This is a genomic window from Streptomyces sp. 5K101, assembly GCF_046506645.1.
GTDB lineage: Bacteria > Actinomycetota > Actinomycetes > Streptomycetales > Streptomycetaceae > Streptomyces.
The window spans coordinates 198893-215486 of the sequence record NZ_JBKFFO010000008.1 but is presented as its reverse complement, the minus strand read 5'-3'; the positions used below and the strand labels follow the sequence as shown (position 1 = coordinate 215486).

The window sequence follows — 16594 nt, the reverse complement described above, 5'->3', positions numbered from 1 at the left end:
CCCTGATGTCCCTGGACCACCGGCTCTCCGCCGAGCACGAGGAACTCCGCCGCACCGTCGACGAGTTCGCGCACGACGTGATCGCGCCGAAGATCGGCGACTTCTACGAGCGCCACGAGTTCCCCTACGAGATCGTCCGCGAGATGGGCCGCATGGGCCTGTTCGGCCTGCCGTTCCCGGAGGAGTACGGCGGCATGGGCGGCGACTACCTCGCCCTCGGCATCGCGCTCGAGGAGCTGGCCCGCGTCGACTCATCCGTGGCCATCACCCTGGAGGCCGGCGTCTCGCTGGGCGCCATGCCGGTCTACCGCTTCGGCACCGAGGAGCAGAAGCGTGAGTGGCTGCCGCGACTGTGCTCGGGCGAGCTGCTGGGCGCGTTCGGCCTGACCGAGCCGGAGTGCGGTTCGGACGCGGGCGGCACCCGGACGACGGCCGTGCGCGACGGCGACGAGTGGGTGATCAACGGCTCCAAGTGCTTCATCACCAACTCGGGCACGGACATCACGGGCCTGGTGACGGTGACCGCCGTGACGGGGCGGACGGCGGACGGCCGTCCCGAGATCTCGTCCATCATCGTCCCGTCGGGCACACCGGGCTTCACGGTGGCCGCCCCCTACTCCAAGGTGGGGTGGAACGCCTCGGACACCCGCGAGCTGTCGTTCTCCGACGTCCGCGTCCCGCTCGCCAACCTGCTGGGCGAGGAGGGCCGGGGCTACGCCCAGTTCCTGCGCATCCTCGACGAGGGCCGCATCGCCATCTCGGCACTGGCGACGGGTCTGGCGCAGGGCTGTGTCGACGAGTCGGTGAAGTACGCGAAGGAACGCCACGCCTTCGGGCGGCCGATCGGCGACAACCAGGCCATCCAGTTCAAGATCGCGGACATGGAGATGCGCGCGCACATGGCGCGGGTCGGCTGGCGCGACGCGGCGTCCCGGCTGGTGCACGGCGAGCCGTTCAAGAAGGAGGCGGCGCTCGCCAAGCTGTACTCGTCGACGGTGGCGGTGGACAACGCCCGCGAGGCGACCCAGATCCACGGCGGCTACGGCTTCATGAACGAGTACCCGGTCGCCCGGATGTGGCGGGACTCCAAGATCCTGGAGATCGGCGAGGGGACGAGCGAGGTCCAGCGGATGCTGATCGCCCGGGAGTTGGGCCTCGGCGGCTGACCCATCTCTTGTGGCTCGGTTCGCCTCCGGGGCGCTTAAGCGTGTGTCGACGGTCGATCGTGCTCGATCCCTCGTTCCTCGGGACCTCCGCGCGTTCTCCCTTTCGACACCCGCGCGCCCCTTCGGCTCACTCGCCCACGGGTGGACTGACTCCGGTCACGGCCGTCGCGTCGCCGTACAGGCAGGGCCCCCGGCCAGGTTCTGAGGTTAGGCTCACCTACCTTCAGGCCTGGCCCCTGGCCGATTCAGCCGTACGGAAGCGGACATCGTCATGCCCAACGCCCGAGCACCCCACCTCACTCGCCGTGGCGTCCTCGCCGTCGGCGGCGCCCTCGGGCTGGGCGTCGCACTCGCCGCCTGCGGCAAGGACGACGCCGGGAGCGGCGGCTCGGGCAACGGCTCCGCGAAGGACGCGGGCTCCTGGTCCTTCAAGGACGACCGCGGCACCACCGCGGAGTCGAAGTCCGTCCCGAAGAACATCGTCGCCTTCACCGGCACCGCGGCCGCGCTGTACGACTACGGCATCCAGGTCAAGGGCGTTTTCGGCCCGACCAGGACGCGGAGGGCAAGCCCGATGTCCAGGCCGGTGAGCGCCGCCAAGTACGACGCGGACATCATCGTGATGGACAACCGCACCGGCACGCTGCAGCCCGCGGACCTCGAGAAGTCCAAGCCGACCTGGGCGAAGCTCCCCGCCGTCAAGGCCGGTCAGGTCATCCCGCGCGTCACCGAGCCCGTCTACTCGTACGCCAAGTGCGCGCCGATCCTCGAGGACCTGGCCAAGGCCATCGCGAACGCCGAGAAGGTCTCCTGACCGAGCCCGGGAAGACCCACCACCGGACAGCAACCACCAACGGTTTCATCGACCGCAGGCGCGTGACGTTCGTCGGCTGCGGGAACCGGGCCTGAGCGAGGACGGTCTGCGCGAGCAGCCCGATTCCGCGTGGACGCCGGGCGCGCGGCTCCGGCCCGTACGGACGGTGCGGGCGTCTGCCGTGGGGCACCCCCACGGCAGACGCCCGCCCTTCTTGCCGTCCGCTACTCCGCCGGCCAGGGAACCTGCGTCGAGCGGTAGTAGTCGATCCCCAGCGCCTCCATCCGCGGCCCCTGCGCCGCGAGCCGGAGCCGGTAGTCCTCCCAGTCGTGCGTCGCCGCGGGCGACCAGCCGAGCTCGGCCACACCGGGCAGGCGCGGGAAGGCCATGTGGTCGATGTGCGCGTTCGTCGAGATCGTCTCCGTCCACAGCGGCGCCTCGACGCCGGCGATCGCGCTCTCGGGGGCGCCCGGCAGATACGCGCCCGGGTCCCAGTCGTACGAGCGCCGGACCTCCACGTACCCGGCCCAGGACAGGCCCAGCTCGGTGTCCTTGTTGTACTTCATGTCGAGGTAGACCCGGTCGGCGGGCGACAGGATCAGCCGGGTGCCGTTCTGCGCGGCCCTCGCGACCTGCGCCTTCTCCGCGGCACTGGTGCCGTCCAGGCCCCAGTACTGGGCGAGCGCGCCCTTGGCCGGCGTGGCGCCGGTCAGCTGGTGCCAGCCGATCACGGTCTTGCCGTACTTCGCGACGATCGGCTGCACCCGGTCCATGAACGTCACGTAGTCCTCGTGGCTCGTGGAGTGGGCCTCGTCGCCGCCGATGTGGAGGTACGTGCCCGGCGTGATGGCGGCGATCTCCCGGATGACGTCGTCCACGAAGTCGTATGTCACCTCCTTGGGCACGCACAGGGAGCTGAACCCGACGGCCGTGCCGGTGTAGAGCGGCGGCGCGACGCCGTCGCAGTTGAGCTCGGCGTACGAGGCGAGGGCGGCGTTGGTGTGGCCGGGCATGTCGATCTCCGGCACGACCTCGATGTAGCGGTCGGCCGCGTACCGCAGGATCTCCTTGTACTGGGCCTTGGTGTAGTAGCCGCCCGGACCGCCGCCGACCTGGGTGGAGCCGCCGTAGGTGGCCAGCCGCGGCCAGGAGTCGATCGCGATGCGCCAGCCCTGGTCGTCGGAGAGGTGCAGGTGCAGCTTGTTGATCTTGTAGAGGGAGATGTTGTCGATGTAGCGCTTGACCTGGTCGACGGTGAGGAAGTGCCGGGAGACGTCGAGCATGGCGCCGCGGTGGGCGAAGCGCGGGCTGTCGGTGATGGTGCCGCCCGCGACCCGCCAGGGGCCGGGCTGGCGGATGTCCTTCTCCACCCTGGAGGGCAGCTGCTGGCGCAGGGTCTGCACCCCGCGGAAGAGGCCCGCGGGGCGGTGGGCGGTGATGGTGAGCGAGTCCCGCGACGAGTGGAGCCGGTAGCCCTCGTCGCCGAGCGTGGTGTCCCCGGCGCTCAGGCGCAGCCGGATGGCGCCGGCCGAGGGGCGGTCGGTGACGGGCAGGGCGAAGCCGGTGGAGGGGCGCAGCACCTCGGCGAGCCGGTCGCCCACCGCGCGTGCCGCGGCGGAGCCGTCGGTGCGGATGCGGGTCGCGGCGGTGAGCGCGAACGGCGCGCCGCCGGGCTCGACGGAGGCGGGGACGGGGACGGTCTGGCCGAGCGGGCGGACGGTGGGCTCGGCGGCCTCGGCGGGCGTGGCCGCGAGGCCGGAGGCCGCGACGCCCGACAAGGTGGCCGCCGCGAGGAGCAACAGCGAACCGAGCAGTCGGGGAATCGGTCTGGGCTGACTCACAGGGGGTCCCTTCGACGGGGTTCTCGACTGTGCGCAGTGCAACCGGACTGTCACCATGCGTACCTCGCGCCTCAACTGCGGTCAAGGTGTAGACCACTTACTCATTCCCCGGGACGAAGGAATCCCTTCCCCGCGGGGAACATCAGCAAGGGGGGCCCGGCGGGCAGGGCCGGCCGGCCCGCGTCCCGCCCGGCAAAGGGGCCTGCTGCCCGGAATCGGGCAGGATTCTTGCAAAGCCGCTCCTCCACCCCTCAATATCTACGGGTGCTCGAACACCGCCCGTCGTCCCATGACGACCTCGTCGACCATCTGGTGCGCAGCACCGCGCTCCAGCGCGGTGAGGCGGCCCGGGTGGTGCTCGACGTGCTGGCGTACTTCGACGAGACGACCGAGGAATTCGTTCGCCGCCGCCACCGCGAGCTTCAGTCCGGTGGCGCGGTGAACGCCGAGATCTTCGAGCGCATCGCGGCCGAGCTGCCGCACCGCGCCGTGGCGCCGCCGGAGCTGTCGCTCCGCCAGCTGCGCCGCATGGTCTACGGCTGACCTGCCGGTCGTTCACACCGGGCACACATCTGATCTACGGAGGGGCAAGACTTTATGTGCGGAATTGTCGGTTACATCGGCAAGCGTGACGTGGCTCCGCTGCTGCTGGAGGGCCTGCAGCGGCTGGAGTACCGGGGGTACGACTCGGCGGGCGTGGTGATCAACAGCCCCAAGGCCCCCGCCCTGAAGATGGTGAAGGCCAAGGGCCGCGTCCGCGACCTGGAGGCCCGCGTCCCCAAGCGCTTCGCCGGCACCACCGGCATCGCCCACACCCGCTGGGCCACGCACGGCGCCCCGAGCGACATCAACTCGCACCCGCACCTCGACCCCGAGAACAAGGTCGCCGTCGTCCACAACGGCATCGTGGACAACGCGGCCGAGCTGCGCGCCAAGCTCGAGGCCGACGGCGTCGTGTTCGCCTCCGAGACGGACACCGAGGTCATCACCCACCTGATCGCCCGCTCCCAGGCCACCAGCCTGGAGGAGAAGGTCCGCGAGGCGGTCAAGGTGATCGAGGGCACGTACGGCATCGCCGTCATGCACGCCGAGTTCGCCGACCGCATCGTGGTGGCCCGCAACGGCTCCCCCGTCGTCCTCGGCATCGGCGAGAAGGAGATGTTCGTCGCCTCCGACGTCGCCGCCCTGGTCGCCCACACCCGCCAGATCGTCACCCTCGACGACGGCGAGATGGCCACCCTCAAGGCCGACGACTTCCGCACCTACACGACCTCGGGCGCGTCGACCACCGCCACCCCGGAGACCGTCGAGTGGGAGGCCGCCTCCTACGACATGGGCGGCCACGACACGTACATGCACAAGGAGATCTGCGAGCAGCCCGACGCGGTCGACCGCGTGCTGCGCGGCCGGATCGACGACCGGTTCAACACCGTGCACCTGGGCGGCCTGAACCTGGACGCCCGCGAGGCCCGCGGCATCCGCCGCGTGAAGATCCTCGGCTGCGGTACCTCGTACCACGCGGGCCTGATCGGCGCCGGGCTGATCGAGTCCCTGGCCCGTATCCCCGCCGACTCCGAGCCGGCCTCCGAATTCCGCTACCGCAACCCGGTCGTGGACCCCGACACCCTCTACATCGCCGTCTCGCAGTCCGGTGAGACCTACGACGTGCTCGCGGCCGTCCAGGAGCTCAAGCGCAAGGGCGCCCGCGTCCTCGGCGTCGTGAACGTCGTCGGCTCGGCGATCGCCCGCGAGGCCGACGGCGGCACGTACGTCCACGCCGGCCCCGAGGTCTGCGTCGTCTCCACGAAGTGCTTCACCAACACGGTCGTCGCCTTCGCCCTCCTCGCCCTGCACCTGGGCCGCATCCGCGACCTGTCGGTCGCCGAGGGCAAGCGGATCATCGAGGGCCTGCGCAAGCTGCCCGCGCAGATCAGCGAGATCCTCGAGTCCGAGGACGAGATCAAGAAGCTGGCCGAGCAGTACGCGGACGCCAAGTCGATGATGTTCATCGGCCGGGTGCGCGGCTACCCGGTGGCGCTGGAGGCCTCCCTGAAGCTCAAGGAGATCTCCTACATCCACGCCGAGGCGTACCCCGCATCGGAGCTCAAGCACGGCCCGCTCGCGCTCATCGAGCCCGCGCTGCCGACGGTCGCGATCGTGCCGGACGACGAGCTGCTGGAGAAGAACCGCGCGGCGCTGGAGGAGATCAAGGCCCGCTCCGGCCGCATCCTGGCCGTCGCCCACCGCGAGCAGGAGAAGGCCGACCACACGATCATCGTGCCGAAGAACGAGGACGAGCTGGACCCGATCCTGATGGGCATCCCGCTGCAGCTCCTCGCCTACCACACGGCCCTGGCCCTCGGCCGGGACATCGACAAGCCGCGCAACCTGGCGAAGTCGGTCACGGTCGAGTAGCAGCCGCTACGGGCGCAAGTCCGCCCACCGCGTGGGCAGATGAACGCAAGGACCATGTCGGCCCACACCGTGGGCCGTTGGCCCCAAGGACCATGTCCGCCCATCCCATGGGCCCAAGGACCAGGTCCGCACCCCGTGGGCTGACGAACCAGGTTCGCCCACCCCGTGGCGTGGGGGTCCCCCCGGCGAAGCCAGGGGGAGAACCGAGCGCCCAAAAAAGGGAGAACGCCCCCTGTGCGTGCCACCAGCGCACAGGGGGCGTTCTGTCGTGCCGGCCGGCGTGCAACCCGTCACACCGGCCTGGGGGGTGCCTGACGCCTCCCGCGGGGCACCCCGGCCGCTCAGCCGGTGGCCGTCACTCCCCGGCCGGCAGCGCGCCCGCTGAACGTGGGCCACTTGGCGAGCGCCGCCGTCGCCCCGTACCACGCGGCGAGGCCCGCGACCGCGGCGACCCAGCCGCCCGCCTTGGCGAGACCCGCGTTGCCCGCGAAGGCGGATATCGCGCCGAGCAGCAGCGACAGGCACAGGAGGCCGTACACGCCCTGGCCGAGGATGCCGCTGCCGGAGGACGCCGCGGTCAGCGTCAGCGCGAGCAGCGCCCACAGCAGCAGGAACAGGCCCGCCGCCTCGGCCGAGACCTCACTGCCCACCCCGGTGCCCCAGGTGAACCAGAACGCGCCGAGCCCGGCGAACGCCGTGCCCGAAGCCCCGTCGCCCGCCCGGTACTCGAGCAGGCCGAGGACGAAAAGTGCGACGCCGCCGACCCAGGTCGCGAGGGACGCGGCGTCGGCCGCGGTGACGTTGTCGATCACTTGGGTGTTGCCGACGCCGAACGCCAGCAGGGTCAGTCCGAGCGCGAGACGGCCGAGGGTGTTGGTCGATCCGGCGCTTCCCGCAGAGACTCCGTTGTCCACGGCGGGCTCCCTTCCTGTCTGTGCAGTTGTGCTGCAGTGGTGCTGCCCTGTGCTGCGGACCCAGCGACCGGTATGTACCCTTCACAAGCGCACAATCCACCTGCTACGGATGAGTAGATTTCCGTATGTGCGAGGCGAGTTGACGACGCCTCACCTGCGGAGACAGAGGGAAGTGGAGTGACGCGTGGGGCGAGCCCCATGGGGTCACGGGATGACGATCACCGGGCGCTGGGCGCGCCGCGCGAGCCGGCCGGCGACGGAGCCGAAGATCCGGCCGACGATGCCGTGCGTGGAGCCGACCACGATGGCGTCGGCCGAGTACTCGCGGCCGACCTCCTCAAGCTCATGACAGATGTCGCCACCGCGCTCGACGAGGATCCAGGGGACCTCGGTCAAGTAGTCGGCACACGCCAGCTCCAGGCCCAGGACCTCGGTGCGGTGGTCGGGGACGTCCACGAAGACGGGGGGCTCACAGCCCGCCCAGACGGTGGTCGGCAGCCGGTTGGCGACATGGACGATGATCAGGCCCGAACCGGACCTGCGCGCCATTCCGATGGCATAGGCGAGCGCGCGCTCGCTGGAGGTCGAGCCGTCGAATCCGACGACGACTCCGTGCCGGAAGGCGGGGTCGCAGGAGTGGCATGACTCTTCGGCCGCCCGCAGGTCCGACAGTGGATCGGCTACCTGCTTGCGGTCCGCGGGATCGGGGAATTCGTGACCGGCCATCGATGTCTCGGCGAAGAAGGTCCTCGTGGGAGGGAGTCTGAGAAGGTGCGTCGGGTGGGGTGAGTGCGGATCCCTGTCCGGGAATCATCTTCCGAAGCCCATACCCCCAAGGGTACGGCGGCACTCCTCTCCTGCCCAGACCTTGCCGTGCCCTGCGCGGCGTTCCAGGGAGCATGCCCCAGCCCGATCCGTATGGCAATGCCGGGTGGCCACTACAGCCGTCTGTCGCTGCGCACAGTGACCGGACGACTGCACTCCTCGTTGACCCGAGGGCCCGGGCCTGGATCCGCCGGACAGGCACCGGGTCCACCGGACCGCACCAGACCGCCCGCCGTGCCCCAGGAGCTCAGAGTGCCCGCACCTCCGCCCGCCTCAGACCCCGTGCACCCCTCGGCCCCGCGGCGCGGACGGCGCCGGACCCCGCGTCCCGCCGCCGCTCCCGCCACGACTGCCCCTGGCTGGGCCACCGCGTCGCCCGACCCCGGTCGGAACACCGCACTGTCCGTCCCCTCCCCCGGCCGGGGGGCCGACGCGGCGGGCGACGTCGTGCGCTGGGCGGCCTTCACCTGCCTGCTGGTCCCAGTCGTGCTCGTGGTGTACGGGACGTCCGTCAGCAGGGCCGCGACCGCCGCGTTGGGGCTCGCGGCGATGACAGCCGCCTGCCAAGTGCTGCTGCGCCACTCGGCGCGGCAGGCCGCCCACGCGCGCATCCGGAGCGGCGTCCCGCAGGCGGGCCGGCGCAGCTGTGGGGCGCAAGGGGCGTGGCGGGGTGCTCACCGAGGTCCGGGAAGTGCGCCCGGCGGCTGACGAGTTCGCATCCTCACACCATCGGTTTTCAGCCAACTTCGCGACACAGCCCGGACCTTGCCGAAAGGGGCCGCCAACCCGCTTCTCACCAGGCAAGAAAGGACCGCACGCGGCGCGCGCACCCTACGGGGACGGGCCATGCCCGGAACGCGGACTTCCCTGCGGGCCCGTCGAGTGGAACGCTTCGTGATCGACAGCATCGCGCCAAGTTGCCAAGTCGACATAGCGGGGCATGCCGAACGTGTCACGGCGGCACCGCAGGACGCGTTAGATTCGATCATGAGTATCGAAGGCCGGGGGACTCGTGCAGAACCGAGGGGAAACGTGCAGGAGCGAAAGGCCCGAAAAGAACGGGGAGACGCGCACTTCGAGGGGGGCTTAGCGTCATGAGTCAGGACTCCGCTGCATCGGAGGCAGCACGGAGGCTTTCCGGCCGCCGTCGCCGGGAAGTCGTGGCGGTGCTGCTGTTCAGCGGCGGCCCCATTTTCGAGAGTTCCATCCCGCTCTCGGTGTTCGGAATTGACCGTCAGGACGCCGGAGTTCCCCGCTACCGCCTGCTGGTGTGCGGGGGTGAGGAAGGGCCGCTGCGGACCACCGGCGGCCTGGAACTGACCGCGCCGTACGGCCTGGAGGCGATCGGCAGGGCAGGCACCGTCGTGGTGCCCGCCTGGCGCTCGATCACCTCACCGCCGCCGCCCGAGGCGCTCGACGCGCTGCGCCGGGCACACGAGGAGGGCGCCCGCATCGTCGGCCTGTGCACCGGGGCGTTCGTCCTCGCCGCGGCCGGCCTGCTCGACGGCCGCCCGGCGACCACCCACTGGATGTACGCGCCGACGCTGGCCAAGCGCTACCCGTCCGTCCATGTGGATCCGCGGGAGCTGTTCGTCGACGACGGCGACGTCCTCACATCGGCGGGCACGGCCGCGGGTATCGATCTCTGTCTGCACATAGTGCGCACCGACCACGGCGCCGAGGCAGCCGGAGCACTCGCCCGCAGGCTGGTGGTGCCGCCGCGCCGCAGCGGCGGTCAGGAGCGCTACCTCGACAGGTCTTTACCAGAGGAAATCGGCTCCGACCCGCTGGCCGAGGTCGTCTCCTGGGCCCTGGAGCACCTCCACGAGCAGTTCGACGTGGAGACGCTGGCCGCCCGGGCGTACATGAGCCGCCGGACGTTCGACCGCCGCTTCCGCTCGCTGACGGGGTCGGCGCCGCTCCAGTGGCTGATCACCCAGCGGGTGCTGCAGGCGCAGCGGCTGCTGGAGACCTCCGACTACTCGGTCGACGAGGTGGCGGGCCGCTGCGGTTTCCGCTCGCCGGTGGCACTGCGCGGTCACTTCCGGCGGCAGCTGGGGTCCTCCCCGGCGGCCTACCGGGCCGCGTACCGGGCGCGCCGGCCGCAGGGCGAGCCGGGCCAGCCGTCGATGGTGGACGTTGTCGTGCCGGCCCAGGCCACGGCGGGGCTGCGCCGCGCCGCCGCGGCGGCCGCGGGCCTGCCGGGACCGACTGCCACCGCCTCCGCACCGCCCGAGGCGGTCCGGGGCGGGGGCGAGGTGTACGGCGGCCGCGCCGGCCTGCCGGGGCAGCGGAGCATGGGATAACGCGACAGGGGCCGTGAGCACCGGGCCGGGCGCGTGAGCGCCCGGCCCGGTCGCCGTCCCGGCACGCCCGGGGCCCGATCGTCACACGCCCCATAAGGTAGGGCGCATGAACGATCGCATGGTGTGGATCGACTGCGAGATGACCGGGCTCTCGCTGACGGACGACGCACTCATCGAGGTGGCCGCGCTGGTCACCGACTCGGAACTGAACGTGCTCGGCGACGGCGTGGACATCGTGATCCGCCCGCCGGAGGCGGCGCTGGAGACGATGCCGGAGGTCGTGCGCCAGATGCACACCGCCTCGGGCCTCCTCGACGAGCTCGCCGGCGGCACCACGCTGGCGGACGCCGAGGAGCAGGTCCTCGCGTACATCCGCGAGCATGTCAAGGAGCCCGGCAAGGCCCCGCTGTGCGGAAACTCGGTCGGCACCGACCGCGGCTTCCTGTCCCGTGACATGCCGACGCTGGAGGGCTACCTCCACTACCGGATCGTCGATGTCTCCTCGATCAAGGAACTGGCGCGCCGCTGGTACCCGAGGGCGTACTTCAACAGTCCGGAGAAGAGCGGCAACCACCGGGCGCTCGCCGACATCCGCGAGTCGATCGCCGAGCTGCGCTACTACCGCGAGGCGGTCTTCGTCCCGCAGCCCGGGCCGGACTCGGACACGGCGCGGGCGATCGCGGCGAAGCACGTGCTGCCCGCGGCACCGGCGGAGCCCGCGCCGTAGCCGCCCGGCCCCGTGGGCGACCCCGCGAAACCCTGGCGCGAGCACCCTCCGGAACCCTGTACACTTTTTCTCGGCCGGTCGGTAAAAGGACCGGTCGTGGTGGGTGTAGCTCAGCTGGTAGAGCACCTGGTTGTGGTCCAGGATGTCGCGGGTTCGAGTCCCGTCACTCACCCTGAATGATCAAGGGCTGACCTGTGAAAACGGGTCAGCCCTTCTTCATGCCCACATCCTTGGGAACACCGGGGGAACACCGCTGTCCGCGCCCGGTCGCGTCGTGGCCCGCCGCGGCCGGCGGCCCCACGGCCGAGTACGCGGCGAGGGGTTCGTCGAGCCCGGCGAGCGGCCCGGCGACATACCCCTCGTGAAGTGGGCCACACGCTACGTCGACCGCCTCACCGGAATCGACATCCGCACCCGCGAGGACGACCACCGCGAGATCCGGCTGCACGGTGCGCCCGACCCGGCCGGTCCACAGGGTGAGCGCGGGGAGAAGGGGCCGCCCTAGGAGTCCGGCTGCTCGATGCCGAGTCGACGCCGAACTCTGGCGCTCGACCGCCGACTGCAACCAGTGCCACGCCGGATGCCACGACAGTCCGAAGAGCGGCTGACATACCCGCACCACCTGTACGACACTCCAGCCGTCCGGCGTCACCAGCCGGGCGGCCGGCCCTACGAGCGGAGCAGGCAGTGACAGACACGGCGATCGCCCGGGACACCTACGCGCGCGCGCGTGCTCGCTGCCCCACCCGGCCCCCGGAAGATCGGCACACTCCTCGTCCGCGCACACGCCTGATTCCCCGACGCCCCGGTCGGTCCGCGTTTCCCTTCGCAGGCCGGCCGGGGCTCACTCGCGGACGAGGTCGGAAAGCGGTACGCCGATCGCGTCGGCGATGCGGAGCAGGGTGTCGAGCCGACCACCGTCCCGTACTCGATCTTCTGGTACGACGCCCGATCCATGTCGGCTCGCGCGGCAACCGCCTGCTCGCATTGTGTGATCTCGAATCACGCCGGGTACGCCCTGCACACCACAGTCCGGTCCTCCGCACCCTCCCCCAGGTGATAGGAGTGGCCGGCGGCGCTTCTGCCCGACGGTGGGGGCGTCGCCATACCCGCATTGCGGATTGGGGAGTTTGCTACTCACCTCGTGCAACCGCCGAGAGGGCGGCGGACATAGCCAGAGGGCTGCGGGAAGGCGAGTTCGCCACGGCGGACTGACGTCGCTCGGCATCCTCGGCCCTCGCTCGGGCGCCGTCATCGAAGACCCGTCGGGTCTGGCCAAGTACTGGTTCGTCGCACCCGGTACGGCGGAGGGCCGAGGCGTCACCAGCACAAAGGCGCTGGGCCGCGGATCGTACGTCGCCGTTCCCCCGTACCGCCGCACCCAGGGCCCCGGGCCCCGCTGGCGCATCTGCCCCGGCGACTGCTCATGGACCACTTCGGCCGCTGCCCAGCAGGCCGCAATCGAGGTCTCTTTGGACCCATCCACCAGAAACGTTCGGGCGTCGTGAGCCGCACGATCATCAAGGCGGCCGACTGGCATCTGAGCCTCGACACCGAGGACGACGCCCCCCGAAGAGCCTCTTCACGAAGTTCAGTGCACCATCTGCCACGCCAAGGCCCTTGCCACAGAAGGCCCGCCGAGACGTGGGCGCTCAAGGACACCGGCGAGCGGCCCGGGTGCCGATCCTTCCGCGCAACCCGCCACGTCGTTCTGGCGCGTCACGCCCGCGCCCGGCGACCCCTACGCCGAGGTGACGCCGTGACGTGTGCCGGCTTCCAGGTGACGCCGTGACGTGTGCCGGCTTCCACCGGGTCGTCACGCCAGGCGAGGACTACGAGGAGGGTACAAAGCTCTCCGCCGCGAACGCGGGCATCGCATTGGCCGTACACAAGGGCACCTGCCCCCGGAGGCCCGATCCGCCCCGGCCGAACTCCCTGGAAGGACCGCAGCGGGGGCGGTTGCAAGGACAGTCACGTCCCAAACGAAAGGACACACCACGATGGGCACCATCAGCAATGGGCTTGCCAGCAAGTCGTACGAGAACACGAACGCCTCCGGCCTGGACTGGCGCAAGTCCAGCCGGACGGACCTGGACCCGATCCTCAAGGACTGCGTGATCGTGGCCGCGGCCGACGATGCGCAGGGGCACCCGCACTTCAGCATCCCGGACGGCACCCGCATGGTCGCCCTCTCGGACGACAAGGACCCGTCCAGCCCCGTCCTGTACTTCAGCCGCGCGGAGATCCGGAAGTTCTTCGAGGGCGTGAAGGCCGGCGAGTTCGACGACCTCATGGCCACCGACGAAGAGATGGAGCAGGCCGCCCCCGTCGTGGCCGCCTGACGTGGATGCCGCCCAGATCCCCGCGTGTTCGCGTGACAGCGGCAGGCGGTGCGGCTACTCCGCGGGGAGTAGCCGGCCCGGGACCGGCACGAGAGTGCCGTGCCGTCGACGCCGGCCGACGCAGCTGGTCCTGTGGGCTGGGGCGCACTCCAGGGGGTGGGCCGGCGGCTGAGCCGGCTACCCGGTCTTCACCGAGCCGAGGAGGGTGTCGCAGATGCCGGCCGCCCGGACCGACCGATGCCTGCTCACGGACGGGGGATTGCCGCCGCGGCCCGCGAGCGGTGCCCGTCACCGATACCCGGTCGCGTCCGCCCGCTTGCCGGCGGCGTCGACCTCGACCAGGTAGCGCCAGCAGTCCGGACGCGAACCGTCGAGGTCGGTGAAGCCGTACTCCTGGGCGAGTTGCCCGCTGGACAGCGACTGGCCGTTCCAGCGTGCTACGTCGGCGTCACCGGCCAGCGCCGCGACCGCGCGTCCGACGTATGACGGGCTCTCCGAGATACAGAAGTGCGGCACCGTGGCCAGCGCATCGCGCCAGTTGTCCTCGGTGACGCCGAACCCGTCGAGCATCATCTCCGAGCGCAGCCAGCCCGGGGTGAGCGCCACCGCCGTGCCGCCGTGCGGCCTCAGCTCGTGTGCGAGTACAAACGCCATGCGCAGCACGCTGTTCTTGGCCAGGTCGTAGAAGTACGAGTTCCTGTAGTTCGCTCCGTTGTACGCGGATGTCCCGTCGGTCATCTCGACCACGAGCCCGCCCGGCTGCCGTACCAGCAGGGGCAGCAGGAAGTGGCTGGTGATCGCGTGGGTCTCCACGCCGAGGCGGAGCAGCCGCAGTCCGTTGTCGAGGTCGTGCTCCCAGACCGGCTTGTCGAACTCGAAAAGCCGCTCGCCGCCCCAGAGATCGTTGACCATCACGTCGAGCCGTCCCTGCTCGGCATCGATGCGCTCGGCCAGCGCCCGGACCCGCTCGGGCACCAGGTGGTCGGTCGGCACCGCGATGCCGGTTCCGCCCGCGGCGGTGACGAGTTCCGCGGTCTCCTCGATCGTCTCGGGGCGGTTGTACTCCGAGCGCTGTTCCCGCGTCGTGCGGCCGGTGACGTAGACCGTCGCACCCGCCCCGCCGAGCTGGACCGCGATGCCGCGCCCGGCGCCCCGTGAGGCCCCTGCGACCAGCGTGATCTTTCCGTGGAGTGCCGGTGTCGATGTGTCGGACATGAATTCCCTTCAGGTCCTTGACTGCCTGTACGGCCCGGTCCGCGTCCACCGTCGACGCCGACCGGTGACACCATGCTCGACTCAAAACCCGACACCCTGTGTCGCTTTTCCTCACCCTCTCGCAGACGCCGCCGAAGCCGACCAGCCGGATGCCGCACACAGCGACGACGGCTCGCCGCCTCATGGGGCCACGCCCGGGGCGGCAGGCCGACTGCCGCCCCTGACCGCCGGGCCTACAGGCATACGGCCATATGCGCGCCGCCTCACACGGGCGGCCACGAGGACTCCCGGACCGCCTTCGGCCGTGTGCTCAAGCGCCGACGGGGCTGCGATGCAGCCACCTCGGCGCTTCAGGCGCGGGTTCGGTGCGGAGCCCCACGGCGGCGTCGCGCTGGACAAGCCTCGCCGGCGTCGCCTGAGGCGCCAGGGCTCCCGGGGCGGAGCCCGGAATCACTTGTAGGCGGCGAACGCCTTCGTGAAGGCCAGCGGCTCCTGGAGGATCGAGCTGCACGTCGCGTCTGCCGCCGGCTTCTCCCCGCCCGCGCACTGCTTGTCGCGCGTCGAGGACCACATCGACAGCCATCCCAGGTTCTTCGACTCGGCGAACCGCACCAACTGGGTCGCGTCCTCCACCCTGAAGATCTCGGTGACCACGTCGTTGACGCCGATCATCGGCGTTACCGCGACGGTCCGCCACGCATCCGCGTCCGACAGCCCGAGGACGCCCTTGATCTGCGCCTGCGTGGCCGTGGCGGCCTGGATCGCGTACTCGCCCATGTCGCCGCTGTACGCCGGCCCGTAGTCCATCGCCATGATGTTGACCGCGTCGATGCGTACGCCGTTCTTCTTCGCGTCGGCGATCAGGTCGACGCCGGGCTGCGTCAGCCCCTCCGGCATCACCGGCAGGGTGAAGGAGACGTCCAGGTCCGGCTGCGACTTCTGGAGCTGGGCGATGGCCTGCGCGCGGCGGGAGTTGGCGGCCGTGTCCGGCAGGGCGGCGCCCTCCACGTCGAAGTCGACCTTGGTCAGCTTGTACGTGTCGACGACCTTGCCGTACGCCGTCGCCAGCTCGTCCGCCGTCGCGCAGTTCAGCGCCAGTTCCCGGCCGGCCGCGCCGCCGAAGGAGACGCGGACGTCGCCGCCCTTGGCGCGCAGGCCGTCGATCTGGGCCGCGACCTTGTCGTCGCCGAGTCCGGTGACGCCGCCCCACAGCGGGACGCAGCCGCCGCCCGCGGTGATGAAGGCGAGGTGGAACTCCTTGACGCCCGTCTTCGCGGCGGTGTCGAGCATGTCGTACGCCGGGTACAGCGAGGTGTCGATGTACGGCGCGTACCGCGCGGCGGCGCCCGGCTTCGGCGCACTCGTCTGCGTCGGGGTTGGGGTCGGGGTCGGGGTGGGCGTCGGGGTGGGCGGGGAGCTCGGGGTGCTCGGCGTCGGGCTCGGCGTGGGCTGCTCGGTGGGCCGGCCGCTGGGCTGCGGCGTCGGGCCGCCGTCGGCCGAGCACACGGCCCCGTCGATGAGGCAGGACGCCGGGTCGGCCGCCTTGCCCGTCGCGGAGGTGACGAAGCCGACCGTGACGGAGGCGCCGGGCGCGAGTTCCTTGTTCCAGCTCGCGGGCTTCACGGTGACGTGCCGCCCCGCCACGGTGTGCTCGCCGTTCCACAGGGAGCCGATAGTGGTGCCCTCGGGCAGGTCGAACTCCAGCGTCCAGCCGGACCGGGCCGTGCCGGTCTCGTTGGTGATGACGTACTGACCGGTGTAACCGCCGTCCCAGGTGCTGGTCCTGGTGTACGCGGCGCCGACCGCCGCGGCCTGCGCGGTGCCCGTGAGGACGACCGCCGCGCCGCCGATCACGGCCGTCACGACGACCGCGCCGACGGCCTTGGTCCTGACGCTCGCCCTGCGCCGGTGCGTACTGCTGCCCATCGCGTCCTGCCTCTGCGTTGCGGAAGTGCTGCTGGAAGGGGGAAGTGGGGGGTGGATGCGGCAGCACGCTAGCGACCGCGAAACGGACAATTGCCCGATCGCA

The 16594-nt window shown here is 71.0% G+C and carries 13 protein-coding genes and 1 tRNA gene; 9 read left to right on the top strand and 5 right to left on the bottom strand.

The window, feature by feature from the left end; genetic code table 11:
* Window positions 1–5: 5 nt before the first annotated feature.
* Both ACLB9X_RS17935 and ACLB9X_RS17930 read left to right on the top strand, forming a co-directional pair.
* Window positions 6–1166 (top strand): acyl-CoA dehydrogenase family protein, encoded by a 1161-nt coding sequence (locus tag ACLB9X_RS17935; RefSeq protein ID WP_410361375.1) that lies wholly within the window; start codon window positions 6–8, stop codon window positions 1164–1166.
* Window positions 1167–1437: 271 nt separating this feature from the next.
* Window positions 1438–1980: a hypothetical protein gene (locus ACLB9X_RS17930; RefSeq protein WP_410361374.1), complete on the top strand. Its 543-nt coding sequence runs from the start codon at window positions 1438–1440 to the stop codon at window positions 1978–1980.
* A gap of 224 nt (window positions 1981–2204) precedes the next feature.
* Here ACLB9X_RS17930 and ACLB9X_RS17925 read toward each other — a convergent pair whose 3' ends face one another.
* Complete coding sequence (locus ACLB9X_RS17925) at window positions 2205–3821, bottom strand: beta-N-acetylhexosaminidase (RefSeq protein ID WP_410361373.1); 1617 nt, start codon at window positions 3819–3821, stop codon at window positions 2205–2207.
* Window positions 3822–4085: 264 nt separating this feature from the next.
* Here ACLB9X_RS17925 and ACLB9X_RS17920 point away from each other — a divergent pair, with 264 nt between their 5' ends.
* Together ACLB9X_RS17920 and glmS are read left to right on the top strand one after the other, a co-directional pair.
* Window positions 4086–4364: a hypothetical protein gene (locus ACLB9X_RS17920; RefSeq protein ID WP_147986599.1), complete on the top strand. Its 279-nt coding sequence runs from the start codon at window positions 4086–4088 to the stop codon at window positions 4362–4364.
* Between the two features lie 54 nt (window positions 4365–4418).
* Window positions 4419–6236 (top strand): glutamine--fructose-6-phosphate transaminase (isomerizing), encoded by a 1818-nt coding sequence (gene glmS / locus ACLB9X_RS17915; protein WP_410361372.1) that lies wholly within the window; start codon window positions 4419–4421, stop codon window positions 6234–6236.
* A 341-nt stretch (window positions 6237–6577) separates the two neighbouring features.
* Here glmS and ACLB9X_RS17910 read toward each other — a convergent pair whose 3' ends face one another.
* A complete protein-coding gene (locus ACLB9X_RS17910) occupies window positions 6578–7150 on the bottom strand; it encodes a GPR1/FUN34/YaaH family transporter (protein ID WP_410361371.1) in 573 nt (190 codons plus the stop codon).
* A gap of 204 nt (window positions 7151–7354) precedes the next feature.
* Entirely contained in the window at window positions 7355–7876 is a 522-nt protein-coding gene (locus ACLB9X_RS17905; protein WP_177150970.1) for a universal stress protein, read from the bottom strand.
* Between the two features lie 1193 nt (window positions 7877–9069).
* Between ACLB9X_RS17905 and ACLB9X_RS17900 the strand changes: the two genes are divergently transcribed.
* The 5 genes from ACLB9X_RS17900 (at window position 9070) to ACLB9X_RS17880 (ending at window position 13350) form a co-directional block, all read left to right on the top strand.
* Entirely contained in the window at window positions 9070–10281 is a 1212-nt protein-coding gene (locus ACLB9X_RS17900; RefSeq protein ID WP_410361370.1) for a GlxA family transcriptional regulator, read from the top strand.
* 106 nt (window positions 10282–10387) lie between these two features.
* Entirely contained in the window at window positions 10388–11008 is a 621-nt protein-coding gene (gene orn / locus ACLB9X_RS17895) for an oligoribonuclease (protein WP_410361369.1), read from the top strand.
* 99 nt (window positions 11009–11107) lie between these two features.
* Window positions 11108–11180, top strand: a tRNA-His gene (locus ACLB9X_RS17890).
* A gap of 189 nt (window positions 11181–11369) precedes the next feature.
* Complete coding sequence (locus ACLB9X_RS17885; protein WP_410361368.1) at window positions 11370–11513, top strand: hypothetical protein; 144 nt, start codon at window positions 11370–11372, stop codon at window positions 11511–11513.
* 1495 nt (window positions 11514–13008) lie between these two features.
* Window positions 13009–13350 carry a DUF397 domain-containing protein gene (locus ACLB9X_RS17880; protein ID WP_410361367.1) on the top strand — a complete coding sequence of 114 codons (342 nt, stop codon included), beginning with the start codon at window positions 13009–13011 and terminating at the stop codon, window positions 13348–13350.
* A 288-nt stretch (window positions 13351–13638) separates the two neighbouring features.
* On the opposite strand, the gene ACLB9X_RS17875 is transcribed toward ACLB9X_RS17880, so the two are convergent.
* Window positions 13639–14565: an SDR family oxidoreductase gene (locus ACLB9X_RS17875; protein WP_410361366.1), complete on the bottom strand. Its 927-nt coding sequence runs from the start codon at window positions 14563–14565 to the stop codon at window positions 13639–13641.
* Window positions 14566–15015: 450 nt separating this feature from the next.
* Complete coding sequence (locus tag ACLB9X_RS17870) at window positions 15016–16491, bottom strand: cellulose binding domain-containing protein (protein ID WP_410361365.1); 1476 nt, start codon at window positions 16489–16491, stop codon at window positions 15016–15018.
* Window positions 16492–16594 lie beyond the last annotated feature (103 nt).

Excerpts from the sequence above, each read along its gene's own strand:
- orn (WP_410361369.1), top strand. The coding sequence starts at position 10,388 with ATGAACGATCGCATGGTGTGGATCGACTGCGAGATGACCGGGCTCTCG.
- ACLB9X_RS17870 (WP_410361365.1), bottom strand. The coding sequence starts at position 16,491 with ATGGGCAGCAGTACGCACCGGCGCAGGGCGAGCGTCAGGACCAAGGCC.
- ACLB9X_RS17875 (WP_410361366.1), bottom strand. The coding sequence starts at position 14,565 with ATGTCCGACACATCGACACCGGCACTCCACGGAAAGATCACGCTGGTC.
- ACLB9X_RS17930 (WP_410361374.1), top strand. The coding sequence starts at position 1,438 with ATGCCCAACGCCCGAGCACCCCACCTCACTCGCCGTGGCGTCCTCGCC.
- ACLB9X_RS17905 (WP_177150970.1), bottom strand. The coding sequence starts at position 7,876 with ATGGCCGGTCACGAATTCCCCGATCCCGCGGACCGCAAGCAGGTAGCC.
- ACLB9X_RS17900 (WP_410361370.1), top strand. The coding sequence starts at position 9,070 with ATGAGTCAGGACTCCGCTGCATCGGAGGCAGCACGGAGGCTTTCCGGC.
- ACLB9X_RS17880 (WP_410361367.1), top strand. The coding sequence starts at position 13,009 with ATGGGCACCATCAGCAATGGGCTTGCCAGCAAGTCGTACGAGAACACG.
- ACLB9X_RS17935 (WP_410361375.1), top strand. The coding sequence starts at position 6 with ATGTCCCTGGACCACCGGCTCTCCGCCGAGCACGAGGAACTCCGCCGC.
- glmS (WP_410361372.1), top strand. The coding sequence starts at position 4,419 with ATGTGCGGAATTGTCGGTTACATCGGCAAGCGTGACGTGGCTCCGCTG.